This is a genomic window from Aureispira sp. CCB-E, from assembly GCF_031326345.1.
Classification (GTDB): Bacteria; Bacteroidota; Bacteroidia; order Chitinophagales; family Saprospiraceae; genus Aureispira.
Map to the genome: position 1 here is coordinate 6,505,864 of NZ_CP133671.1, position 12,962 is coordinate 6,518,825.

12 protein-coding genes are annotated in these 12,962 nt (G+C 34.8%); 4 read left to right on the top strand and 8 right to left on the bottom strand.

All coding sequences use genetic code 11. The features are described 5' to 3' along the window. Positions 1-11 precede the first annotated feature (11 nt). From QP953_RS25195 to QP953_RS25205, 3 genes are all read left to right on the top strand, one after another. Positions 12-503 carry a hypothetical protein gene (locus QP953_RS25195; RefSeq protein WP_052597709.1) on the top strand — a complete coding sequence of 164 codons (492 nt, stop codon included), beginning with the start codon at positions 12-14 and terminating at the stop codon, positions 501-503. A 227-nt stretch (positions 504-730) separates the two neighbouring features. Then, positions 731-2,590 carry a molecular chaperone HtpG gene (gene htpG / locus QP953_RS25200; RefSeq protein WP_052597710.1) on the top strand — a complete coding sequence of 620 codons (1,860 nt, stop codon included), beginning with the start codon at positions 731-733 and terminating at the stop codon, positions 2,588-2,590. Positions 2,591-2,844: 254 nt separating this feature from the next. Next, positions 2,845-3,699, top strand: a complete 855-nt coding sequence (locus QP953_RS25205; RefSeq protein ID WP_309553306.1) for a hypothetical protein — start codon at positions 2,845-2,847, stop codon at positions 3,697-3,699. Positions 3,700-3,861: 162 nt separating this feature from the next. Here the strand turns inward: QP953_RS25205 and QP953_RS25210 are convergent, their stop codons facing one another. Beyond that, positions 3,862-5,271 carry a hypothetical protein gene (locus QP953_RS25210; protein ID WP_309553307.1) on the bottom strand — a complete coding sequence of 470 codons (1,410 nt, stop codon included), beginning with the start codon at positions 5,269-5,271 and terminating at the stop codon, positions 3,862-3,864. A 598-nt stretch (positions 5,272-5,869) separates the two neighbouring features. On the opposite strand from QP953_RS25210, the gene QP953_RS25215 reads away from it, so the two are divergent. Beyond that, a complete protein-coding gene (locus QP953_RS25215) occupies positions 5,870-7,309 on the top strand; it encodes a T9SS type A sorting domain-containing protein (RefSeq protein ID WP_309553308.1) in 1,440 nt (479 codons plus the stop codon). A gap of 197 nt (positions 7,310-7,506) precedes the next feature. Here the strand turns inward: QP953_RS25215 and lpxK are convergent, their stop codons facing one another. From lpxK to QP953_RS25250, 7 genes are all read right to left on the bottom strand, one after another. Then, positions 7,507-8,541 (bottom strand): tetraacyldisaccharide 4'-kinase, encoded by a 1,035-nt coding sequence (lpxK, locus tag QP953_RS25220; protein ID WP_309553309.1) that lies wholly within the window; start codon positions 8,539-8,541, stop codon positions 7,507-7,509. A gap of 189 nt (positions 8,542-8,730) precedes the next feature. Then, positions 8,731-9,264: a DUF4442 domain-containing protein gene (locus QP953_RS25225; protein ID WP_309553310.1), complete on the bottom strand. Its 534-nt coding sequence runs from the start codon at positions 9,262-9,264 to the stop codon at positions 8,731-8,733. Between the two features lie 18 nt (positions 9,265-9,282). Beyond that, complete coding sequence (locus tag QP953_RS25230) at positions 9,283-10,200, bottom strand: alpha/beta hydrolase (protein ID WP_309553311.1); 918 nt, start codon at positions 10,198-10,200, stop codon at positions 9,283-9,285. A gap of 110 nt (positions 10,201-10,310) precedes the next feature. After that, positions 10,311-11,135: an alpha/beta fold hydrolase gene (locus tag QP953_RS25235; protein WP_156039792.1), complete on the bottom strand. Its 825-nt coding sequence runs from the start codon at positions 11,133-11,135 to the stop codon at positions 10,311-10,313. Between the two features lie 57 nt (positions 11,136-11,192). After that, on the bottom strand, positions 11,193-11,699 hold the full coding sequence (locus tag QP953_RS25240; protein WP_309553312.1) for an acyl-CoA thioesterase: 507 nt from the start codon (positions 11,697-11,699) through the stop codon (positions 11,193-11,195). A 59-nt stretch (positions 11,700-11,758) separates the two neighbouring features. Next, a complete protein-coding gene (locus QP953_RS25245) occupies positions 11,759-12,358 on the bottom strand; it encodes a TetR/AcrR family transcriptional regulator (protein ID WP_052597718.1) in 600 nt (199 codons plus the stop codon). Between the two features lie 128 nt (positions 12,359-12,486). Beyond that, positions 12,487-12,882, bottom strand: coding sequence for a hypothetical protein (locus tag QP953_RS25250; RefSeq protein ID WP_309553313.1), 396 nt, complete (start codon positions 12,880-12,882; stop codon positions 12,487-12,489). Positions 12,883-12,962: the final 80 nt, after the last annotated feature.

Consider the following 12,962-nt stretch of genomic DNA (forward strand, 5'->3'; position numbering starts at 1 on the left):
ATACGATAAACATGAATAATTTATTCAATTGTTTCGCAGAACAAAAAAACATTTTGCAGAAGAATACTCCTCGCCTTTTAGATTATTATGCCCAACTTGCTTCAAGTTATAAGCAACTAAAAGAACAGCATGACTTTGAACACCTTTTTATTGTTAATCATGAGACTAAGTTCTTTCAAAATGTCTCTATTGTTGATAAGAATGAAGACTGGACAAGTTTAGACCAATTTGAAGTAAGTTTTAGCGACCATCAAGCATTTGGCTTATGGGATACAGAAGACGAAAATCCAGAACATCCTATCAGTGATTTTTTATGGTTAGAAACAAGCATTCAGCTCAACCATATTTTTACACTTTGGATGCTAGAAACAGCACATCAATCTCAATTAAAAAATATTGCTGCTTCTATTTTTTATAGTACCAACGGACATTTTGAAAATATTTGGAACTTAAAAACATGGGCAGGACCTGTTGATATTGATGATTTAAAAACTATTCTATAAATACCCAATAGGTTCAACATAAGGAAGAAATATAAAAAACAGCTTTGCTAAACCTTCCCCACTTCTCGCACATTTTCCGTCAAAAGTACCCTTTTCAAATGTTTCTTAACAACATCTGACAGCTATAAAGTCATTTTGTCAGTCATTTTTTGGATGGAATACATTTTGGTAAGAATAGTTTATTATTATAAAAATGTAAATTATTAACTCAAAAAATAAATTAAATCATGCGAAAGGGCAGTATTTCTGTAGAAACGGAAAATATTTTTCCAATCATTAAGCAATTTTTATATTCTGACCAAGAAATCTTCTTGCGTGAGCTAATTGCCAATGCAACAGATGCGACAAGCAAACTACTTACCTTAGCTAGACGTGGCGAAGTAGAACATGAAGTTACCGACACTAGAATCCGTGTGTCTATTGATGCTGATGCTAAGACATTAACGATTTCTGATCGTGGTATCGGAATGACAGAAGAGGAAGTTTTAAAATACTTGAATCAAGTAGCCTTTTCTTCTGCAACAGAATTTGTAGAAAAATATAAAGAGGAAGCATCTATTATCGGACATTTTGGTCTTGGTTTTTATTCTGCATTTATGGTAGCGGATAAGGTAGATGTTATCACCAAATCATACAAAAAAGATAGTGCTCCTGTAAAATGGTCTTGCACAGGAGATCCTGAGTACACACTAGAAGAAGTTGAAAAAGCAGACTATGGAACAGATATCGTGTTGCACATTAGTGAAGATAGCGAGGAGTTCTTGCAACAATACAGAATTAGTGAATTGTTGAACAAGCACTGTAAATTCTTGCCTATCGAAATCGAATTTGGAACGCGTACCGAATACTTAGAGGATGAAACCATTACAAAAGAAGATGGTACTGAAGAGAAAAAATCCATCGAAGTTCCTAATGTTATCAACAACCCTAATCCTGCTTGGAAGAAACAACCTTCTGAGTTAAGCGATGAAGAATACCGCAGTTTTTATACAGAGTTGTTACCTTCTGGCGAACCTCCAATGTTTTGGGTACATTTGAACATTGACTATCCATTTAACTTAACAGGTATTTTGTATTTCCCTAAATTGGGCAACCAATTAGAAATTCAACGCAACAAAATTCACTTGTATAGCAACCAAGTTTATGTTACGGATGAAGTCAAAGAAATTGTACCAGAATTTTTGACCTTGTTGCATGGTGTTATTGACTCTCCCGATATTCCACTAAACGTTTCTCGCTCTTACCTACAAAGTGATCGTAATGTAAAGAAAATCACAGAATACATCACTCGTAAAGTGGCAGATCGCTTGGACGAAATGTTCCGCAAAGAACGGGAAGAGTTTGATAAAAACTGGGAGAACATGAGCGTATTTGTTAAATATGGTTATGTAACAGAAGAAAAATTTGCAGATAAAGCTCAAAAATTCATCTTATTAGAAAATGTAGACGGAGAGCGTTTTACCATCGAGGAATATCAAGAAAAAGTAGGCGTTAATCAAGTAGACAAAGACAATAGAACGGTTGTTTTGTATACCAATGACAGAGATGAGCACGATGCTTATATCCAAGCGGCTAAAGAAATGGGCTACGATGTTCTACACATGGATACTATGATTGATGTTCACTTCATTCAAGCCTTAGAGCGTAAGTTGCAAAATGTACACTTTGTTCGCGTTGATTCCGACACACCAACCAACTTGATTCCTAAAGATGAAACACGTGAATCGGTTCTATCTGATGATGAGCAAAAGAACTTGGAAGAAATTTTCAAAAAATGCGTGACAGAACAAGGAGCTACTGTAAAACTAGAAGCCTTGGCACCTTCTGATTTGCCAATCGTTATCACTCGCCCAGAATTCATGCGCCGTATGCAAGAAATGTCGGTTATGCAAGGTATGACAATGAACATGGGAGATATGTACAATGTTGTTATTAATACCAACCACGAAGTAGTAGGCAATGTATTAAAGGGCAACGACGAATCTAAAGCAAAACATCTTTATGATTTGGCTCGTTTGCACAACGGTATGCTAAAAGGAGGTGAATTGACCAATTTCATCAAAAAATCGGTCGATTTAATGAAATAGTAGGCTAAAAATACACCTTTATTATATATAAGCGTTCTTAGTTACAATCAACTAAGAACGCTTTTTTTATTGTTTAATTATTCCAATAAAAATGCTCAATATAGCAACCGTATTTATTTAATGTCGTATATTCAAATACCCTTCTTAAAAGTCTTATTTAATATTGCTATTAATTTTTTCTAATCTAGTAGCTTAATTTTAGGGGTAGGCTCCCCCACCGTTCCTAATTAAGACTATATCAATGTAATTTTATTATGAAAAAGAAAATGTACTCCTTTGTTATTTTTTTTTCACTTTGCTCTATTGCACAAGCGCAAAACGTCGGGATTGGAGCATCCAATCCTAGAGCTAAACTTCATATTTTGAGTAATACCAATGGCGCTCATGTTCAAGTTTTAGGAACAGACAATGTCAATGCAACGTGGAGATTAGCCACCCCTTCCAATCAAGTTGTCGCCTTTGGGGGCAACTCAGATCACAATATAGATTTTGGTTATTTTGACAATGCCAATACAAGTTTCACTTCTCGGTTTAGAATAGAACGCATAACAGGAAATGTTGGAATTGGCACAACTACCCCATCTAATAAACTAGATGTCAATGGTTATATAGAAGTTGGAACAGATGTTACTGGTGGAGCAGACGTAGAGGGGGCGATGCGTTATAATACGACCAAAAAATGCATTGAATTTTATGACGGTTCTTCTTGGCGTTGTGCGGGAGAACCCTATATCCAAACTTTTTCGCTAAGAGATGGGGTCAACTCCAGTTTAGATGGAGCTGGTAGCAATATTACCAACTGGAATACAAGTGGCTATGGTTATCTTTATTCGTTTACCGTTAATAATTGTAGAGCTGGTAGCAAAATACTGTTCTTAATTGAGCAGGTAACAGGTACAGGAGACCGAAGAGCTAATGGCGGTTACCTTTCTTCTCATAAGCTTTATGGCAATGGTGTCTGGATGGAAAAAGAAATTCCGCTAGTTGGAAATGATGAAACTATGACAGCCGTTTTCTGGGGGACTCCCAACACTTCTGGTAATCTATCGTTTCACTATGAAAATAATAGCCATGAAACCAATGTAAGAATTACAGCCATTGTCTTCTAATTTTTTACTTTTCTAAACAATTGCTTATTACCCAAAAGACCTGAAACTAGTTTACCAACATCGGCTTCACAAAATAAATATTAGTTATTTTGTAAGTGCAAATAAGGCAAAAAACATCCTGTAGTTTGATTAAAATTATAGGGTGTTTTCATTTGTTTGATCTTACTTCAATTGCTCCAAGAGCCATTTTTTCTCCAGTAATTTTTGAGTTCCCTCTATCTCTTTATACAATTTTTCTCTTGCCTTCTTATTAAAGGGAGGTAAATTGATGAGTTTTTGCATCATCCGAATAAAGTTCTTATAAATCTCTTGATGGTAAGCCAAGATTTCTTTTCGTCGCAAAAATACTTTAAAGCTATTGATAAATGATTCCAAAACATCGTACTCATCTAGTTGGTAATAGACTTTCATTAACAATACTTTGGCATCCATCGTAATAAAAAGTTCCTTATAATCCACTTGCTGTAAGCGAATCATTGTTTCCTCGTATTTCTCTTGCGCAAAGTAAAGCATTGAATAAGCATTGTGAACATAGGTTTCGTGATACTGAGGTTCTACAAATGGCTTGTATTCCTCAATAAACTGCTCTGTCCAATCAATTTTGCCTAGATGCAAGGCTAATTTTGTAATGTTATTAAACTTGAATTGATTTAACTTTCCATCATCTATCAAAATTTTCAATTCTAACCCTGCTTCATATAGTTGAAAGAGTTCCTCTCGGTATTCGTTCTGCCCAAGGTTTACTTTCCGTACACAATAATTCAAAGCAAATGTATACAAATCCTCTAATTCCCCGTGATCAAAAGCTTCTAACGAAGCTAAAAAGATGGTTTTAAACTTTTGAAAATCAGCTTCGGCTTCTTCCCCATCTAATGTAGTTGCTCTATAATAATAATAATACAAGGAAATTGCTGGATACTCTAATAACTCTGGCGCTTGTTCGATGTACGGCAACACAACATCCAACAAACCCAAATCATATTTTTGTTTATAAACTGTCTCATGCGCTAGAGCCACACAAGCCATTTTTAATTTTTGAGACAAGAAATATAAATCTAACTTTGTATTTACCTCTTGCAAATTTTTGGAGGTATTACGTTGTTGTACCGACAAGAAAGTACAATAATCCAACTCTATTGCCAATGCCTTTTTGTGGTGATAAATATCTCTCAAAGGACTTTTTTGTTGGTACCGTTCTGCAGCTACTAATGCTTGTCGATAATGTTTGGACAGCCCCAACTTTCGATATTCTTCCATCAAGGCTATTTGCACATTGATCTTATTCTCGACGGCATTTTCGTACACCAAAAACTGTTCAATGACTTTGAATAAAAAAGACATTGTATAATCCATCTGGTCAGAACTATATTTTTTCTTGCCAAATATTTTGGGAAATGCTTTTTCTTTTCGAAGGGCAACTCGATTTTCTAAAGGAGTTTTATACAAAAGCTCAAACAAAGCAATCACATCTTCCCGCTTATTATGATAAGGAGAGCATACGAATTTACGCAAACCTCTAAGCTGACTTTTCGACAAACGATAAAAAATATCGACCAATTTACTACTATACATAACTTTTTTTTTTGAGAAAATGACAGTGTAAAGCTTATATTAAGGCTAAATTAAATTAAATTAATTAGAGAATTGAACTTTTTTGTCTTTTTTTCTACGATAATCTATTTAGATATTTGTATAAGAGAAGAAGCCAATACTATTAAAATATTAGAATTGGCAGCAACTAGAAAAAGTCTGGTTGTCTTACTTTGGTTAGAATATGTGTAAAAGCATGTTCATTAAATACAGAATTTGTTGGTTACTTCCATCTTAAATTTGAAAAGGGGTTTTCAAATTTTGAATCATTCAAGCAAGATGGAAGGTTTATTAGAGAAATCTAGTAAAAATTTAGGAGCTAAAGTTGTTATTAAGTTGGGGAACGAAAAAAAACTTTAGCTCCTTTTTCTAAAAAAAAGTCATCGTACACCTAGGTAGTACGATTTTTGATACATTAAGAGAACCTATTATAATCTAGCACGGATTTATATGATTATTACCTGCTGAATCAAAAATATACGCAGCACCACCACCATTAAAATCATAAATCCATAGAGGTGTTGAACCTACCAAACATTCTACGTTCAACTGAGAGATTAGACGAAAAAAAAAAGTACACATGGATAAATCTAAACACAATCTCCGTTCAAATTTCCTATTAGTCCTATTTGCAATAAGCAGCTTTTCTTTATTTGCACAAAAACAAGTCAACACAGGCAGTGTCACTCTAAGTAATAACAATGGTCAAACAGGAACGACACAAATACAATCAAATAGAATTCGAAACCTCTCTATTACGTCTAGCACAACGGCACAGCAAGAGCGTAAAATTTCTGGAACTAGCTTAGGAGTTATTCCTGGAAATGTTTATACCAATAATATTTTAACTTCTGCTGGTGGAGATATGACAAGCAACAGCAATAGCAATAGCAATAACGATGTTGTTAATTGTCCGATGATGTATGTACAGGTAACCATTCCTTTTTTGCAAAGTTGTGTCAATTCAGTTGCTCAAATAGACTACTGTAATCATGGAACGGCAACAGCAATAAATTCTTACGTTGATGTTGAGTTGCCTGCGGAGTTATCATTGGATAGTGCTGAAATTCCCTATACAGTTCAAGGAGCTAATGTGTACCGCTTTCAACTTGGCAATATTCCTGTTGCTAATTGCAATCAATTTGAGCTTTATTTTACAACAACTTGTGATTCTAGTCTTATAGGAGATCAACATTGTATTCAAGCACATATTTATCCTGACACGCTTTGCAATAGTGTGCAAAATACGCCTTTGATAACTGTCAATGCTAATTGTAATGCAGCAGGAAAAACAACTTTTACTCTTAATAATCATGGTACTGAAGTTACATTAGATCAGTACATGCAATTAATTGTTATTGATGATCACTTATTGGCAGGAGGCACACCTGCTGTTTATTTGGATGACACTTTGGAGCTTGAAAGTCAGGGTACTTTTGTTCGTGGCTTTACTGGAGGGCAACAACATTATGAACTCAAACTAACAGATGGACAAGGCAATCAATTGGTACACTCAAGAGTAAACAATTGTTATGCAGGCTCTCAAAATGTTGTTATCAATACATTCCACACACACCAACACTTGAATCAATTTGGAAATGGCGGTATATTGCCGTCTATTAGTCAAGGTTGCGCTATCAATGGAGAAGCAACGGCTCAGACCAACTCATCCTTTATTCCTGCCGCTAATTCATCGCCTAATTACAATAATAGTTCAACAACTAACAGTAATAATAATGGAAATACTTCCGATTTAGAACAATTAGAAGTAGCCGAAACAACTGTAAAAGTTTTCCCTAATCCATTTAATTACTATACAACAGTTGAAATAGAAGGTCCTATAGCTGACCGATTCATGTTTAGATTATATGATGCAACAGGCAAGATAGTCCGTATCATGGAAATTGAAGGTCAACGAACATTCCAAATTGAGCGAGAAAACTTATTGCAAGGTATGTATCTTTATCAAATAGAAGCTCAAGGCAAGTTTATCGACTCTGGAAAATTAATAATAAAATAAATAAAGGTTATACCAATAAAATCGCATTAAATTGATTATCAACAAGGTACACTTTCACCTGTTTTAATTCTAAAAAACTGATAATCAACTGCACAACACTCAAGAAATAAAATAATAACAAGATAGAAAGTTGGTTATAAGTAGTTCGTTGCTACTTTTGTTCCTGCTAGTAGGGGTACTAGCAGGAATTTTTTATTTCAGTCCCTATTCAAATGATTTAATAAAGTTTCTCGGAGTAAATTCTCTTCGTTAAAAGCAATCTGAACTTCAATTGGTAATACATATATTAGCAGATTCTCTTGTGCTAAGTAAGCCTGATATGGCTTTAGTTTAGTTGCATCCTTTTCTGTTGTAATAATAAGTTGACTTGAACTTATTTTTTTGATTTTTTCAAGATCTTTTAGCGTATAATGATGGTGATCAGGAAATTTTAGTGCTTGAACCTCGGAAGCATAAGATGTAATATATTCTTCCAAATAATGAGTAGTAGCAATCGCTGTTACCAAAGTAATTTTCTGGTTTTTCAATTGGTCTAACTCTACCAATTGTTGTTTATCAAACAATTGATACAAGGCTTGATACTTAAAATAAGAAAAGAAAACACGTTGAGAAGGCAATGGCTTTATAGCTTGAAGGAAGGCAACTTTTTGTGCCTGACTAATGATCCTAGGGCACTTGGTAATAATAATAATATCCGCCCGCTGATAACCACTTCTAAACTCTCTTAAACGCCCCATTGGCAGTACCCAATCTCTAAAAAAAGGTTGTTCAAACGTAGTCAACATAATCTGTAAGCTAGGCTGTATCGCCCAATGTTGAAAGGCGTCATCTAACAAAATACAATCAATTGCCTTGTTTTCTTTTAAGGCAGCTTCTACCCCTAACACTCGGCGCTCGGCTACTACCACTGTATTATTGGGAAAACGTTGTTTCAATTGCAAAGGCTCATCCCCTACCTCACTAGCAAGACTATTTGTTTCAACCAATCGAACTCCTGTTGTTTGTCTATGATAACCTCGACTAACAATTCCAGGCGTCAAAATGGGTTGTAGCATTTGAGTAAAATAAGCGACATGAGGACTTTTTCCTGTTCCACCTACCGATAAGTTGCCCACATTAATCACAGGAATGTCAAATGACTTTGCTTTTTTATTTCCGTACTGATAAAAGGCTCTGTGCAATCTAACTAAATTACCATACAACAACGAAAATGGATACAATATGTAACGCAATACATTCAAAATCGTTTATTTTTCTCTTTTGTTATCAATTGAATATAAAAAATAACAAGTACCTTGCAGTAGCAGTGCAACAAACTATTGTATAACAAAGTAACAATAAAAAATGAGCTACTCCAACTTATGAAGTAGCTCGTATTTAAAATTATGTTTTTAATTCTTTCTGATACTTTAACTGTTGGTTTATACAGATGCAGCTTTTCGCTTGGCGCGCTTTTCTTTATAATAAGATTTGTTGGCAATATAAATTGTCTTTCTTACTTCACAATAAACCTTCGTTTGATCTTTGTTGGTTAAATAAGTTGTTTTTACAATTTCTATCTCTTGTTCCGTTTCTACTTTTTTCTTGATTGCTTCCACTTCGTCCAATGTGTATGTAAAACTAGCATAGATATTTTCTCTAGCAGGTATTTTGAAGAAAATTTCAGCAGCTTTATCCCACACAACATAGTTCTCATCCAATATATTCATTAACTGAACCATCGGAATAGGATCTACAGCAGAAAACATACTTCCACCAAAAATAGAATTGACATAGTTTTTGTTTTTATAACTAATTGGCAGTTCAATTTTAATTGTCATTAAGTCTGTAGATACCTCCGAAATCTTAGCCGTACTTCTTCGATACATAGGAGACCAGTTGAAACCATATTTAAACAAGGTGGACTTTCCAATATACTTGGAGCCAATTTTGGCAATTGATTGATAGATTGACATAGTATTGTGGTTGATTGATTAATTGTACTTTTTCAAATGAGCATCCATCGCTTTCCAAACCTCTTTAGGCTGGTCTTGTACCAACCAATGGCTAGCATCTAACTCAATGAGTTGGTACTCGCCTTTCATATACTGTTGAGTAGCTTCTACAGATTGACGGCCTAAAGCTTGGTCTTTGTTGCCCCAAATTAAGGTTGTTGGTATTTGAACTTCAGCAATATTCAAATTTTCTGAAATTTGAATCATTTTATTCCAATTCTTGCGATAATAGTGCAAACAAGTGGTCAAGGCTCTTTTTCCACTAAAAACAGCTTGATAAGCTGCCACTTGTTCAGGTGTTGATAAATACCAACACGATTCTTTTAACCGTTTAAAATCTTTGGCTTTTAGAACCGCTTCTGGCAAAAAACTTAATTGAAACAACCTAGCATACGAACTCATTTCTTTTTGTTTTTCGTCGTTCTTAACCGCATTTCCTAATGCAGTTAGATGCGGAACCGATAAAGCCACCCAAGATTTGACGTGTTGAGGATACAAACCAACAATAGACCAGCCAATTGCAGAACCCCAATCGTGCCCCATAAGATGAAATTTTTCGATTCCTTTAGCTTTAGCAATTTCAATAATGTCTTTGGCAATCTTTTCAATCGCATAATTTTTAATTCCTTTTGGTCTTGCCTTAGGACTGTATCCTCTCATATCAGGAGCAATACAATAATAGCCTTGAAGATGCAAATGTTCCATCGTAGATTCCCACATATGAGAAGTTTCAGGAAACCCATGCAATAGAATGACAGCAGGACCATCAGAAGGAGTGCCAATTGTTCGACAGTTAAACTCAAAGTCATTGGCTTTTATTTGTTCTAATTTTATTTCTGTCGCCATTAGATGCAAAGAAAAACTGACAAAGAACAAGACCAATAAGATTTTATTCATAAGGTGATTTTTATTTTAGACAACCAAAAATTAACAAATGATTGTCAAGTATATACAAAAGTATTTTTCATTTCCACAAACAACAAAAGAAAGCCTAATAGGCTGCTAACTTAGTTAAGTTGTTCTGTAGCAATTTTTTTAAGTTCATCTGACCACAGAATAGAATAGTGTCCCAGATTATCCAGCTCAATTAAACGAGACTGATGAATTGCTTTGTGCGCAATTCTCGCAGAATCAATGGGAATTACTCGATCTGTTTTAGAATGTACGATTAGAGCATTTTTCACATGCTTTACCTTCGTTCCATAGTTATTGATATTCATATCATTAATTGGAATTCCCATATCCGATTCTACCAATTCAATTACTTTATTGACCGTTCGAGTCCCAACACCCAACGTTTTAGAAACCTGCTCTATACGATCTCTAAAATCATGGGGGGTCGTTACAGCCATCCATTGTTGGATTGGTATTTCGATATTGTTGCTCATTGCAATTATGCTGGTAACACTCCCAAAAGAATGGCTTATAATCGTGGTCGGCTTATATTGGTTCAAAAGATCCGTTGCCAATTCTGAGAACTCAAACATACTAGTGTTGCCTTTTGAACTTCGACCATGCGAGGGACCATCAAAAGCAACTACATAGTATCCCTTTGACAACAAAATATCTACCATTGCCCCAAAATTACCTGCCTGCCCTTCCCAACCATGTATCAACAAAGCTGTTTTATCGTTAGGGTTTCCCCACATATACATTTGTATGTCAAATTGCTTGAATCGAATGCGCTCTTGTTTAGCTCGATCCAAAACTTCATCCTCAAAAGCACGCAACTTTTTGATTCTAGGGTTAGACATGAATTGATACACTTGTTTAGCCAAAACACTAGGAAACAAGGTATTCATTATTTTGAAATACATTTTTGATAACATCATGTTCTTTATTTTTTTGAAAGAAGTTCTAAAAAACAAGCCCTTCTATCAGTCAACAGATTACACTAACACAGGTTCTTGCTGAACAGCATTCCTTCTCCAATATTGGTTACGAGCATCAAAATTAGCTTGCTCTACAGGCAATACCACTTGTCCAAACAGTTCCATCAATTCTTCTGAATGAGTGCCCACTTTTTGATTTTTCAAGTTGACTTGGACAAAGCGTACCCACAAAAATGCTTTTAATTGTGTTCTATCTTTATTCCACATTCGTATTTCCACATCAAGGTGTTTCTCCGAAAAATTCATCAACTGAGAGTCCATATACAAATCTTCCATGGTAACAGCTGAGTTGATATAAGAAATTTGATTGGTGGCAACGACCCATCCAATACCTTTGTTTCTAGCCAAATCAAATAAATCCAAGCCATAGTGTTCTTGAATTTGATCTTCTCTAGCATTCATCATATAATCAATGTATTTTCCATTGTTGAGATGATTAAAAGGATCTGAATCTTGAAACCTAACCTTTGTTCTACTACTGATTACCTTTTCTAATTTTTGCATAATCTTTCATTATCAATAATATACCGATCGGTATATTATTAGGTAAAAAAATATTTTTACTATGAATACTTCAATTCTAATTTTATCATTTTATCAATATGATTCATCATATCAACTACATAACTTTTGTCCCCTAAAGTCAAGGTCATAAAAATACCGCCTTGAATCATCGCAAACAAACGCTTACTATACTGTTCTGCATTTACTCCAGCTTTCATTTCACCTTGCTCAATTCCTTTTAGAATAATATTCGCCATACTTTGCTCTAATTTGCGAATAACATATTTTACTCTAGCCAATAAGCGTTCGTTTTGATTGTTGGCATCAACACCAATATTCAAAATTGGGCAGCCACCATTAGAATCTGTAAAATCTAAATAGTTTCTATAAAAATCGGTAATGGCAAACAGCTGGTTCAATGGAGATGTTTCGGCTTTAATTCGAGCAGAGACCTGCCCCATAATTAACCGAACATTGTAATTAAATGCCTCTATGGCTAATTCTTCTTTGTCTTTAAAATTACCATAAATAGCTCCCTTAGTCAACCCTACTGCATCTGTAATTGCCTTCATACTCGTTCCCATATATCCATGTTTATTGAATATAGGAGCTACTTTTTTGAGAATATACAAGCTTGTTTCAGCAGATTTTCTAGCCATTTTTTCTATTTTCTTAATATGATTTGAATACAAAGATACAAAAATATACCAAACGGTATAATTTTAAAAGCATAAAAAATACCGATTGGTATATTTTTATAAACAATACTCTATGCACCTCCAGACATTTAGAACTTCGTCCAAATTTGTTTGCCCCCTGGAGCATTGGGATGTTTGGCGTTAATTATTTTGAGTTGACTGGCTGATTCTACTTCTATAAATGCTTTCCAAAGTGTACCATCAGCACTCAAATCCAAGAACTGAAAATCACCGGACTCTGCTATTGCTGTAATATTTCTCCATTTCAATTCTTGCAAACGAAAATTGCTATTAGGAGGCACAGAAGTGATCACAGCACTATCTCCTTTTGCTATATGTATGGTCATACTATCTGACCGAGCATCTGTACTACTCACTCGCAACCAATTGCCTACGAGGATCTCCGCCTTATGCTCAGGTGTTGCTTTTTCACAAGCCATGAACAACCAACAAAATACAATCCCTATAAAATATCTTTTTTTCATTTTATACTCTTTGTTTTACTTATTTCACTTCACACAAAAACACATCACCTTAATTACGAACAATACACACAAAGCGTTTG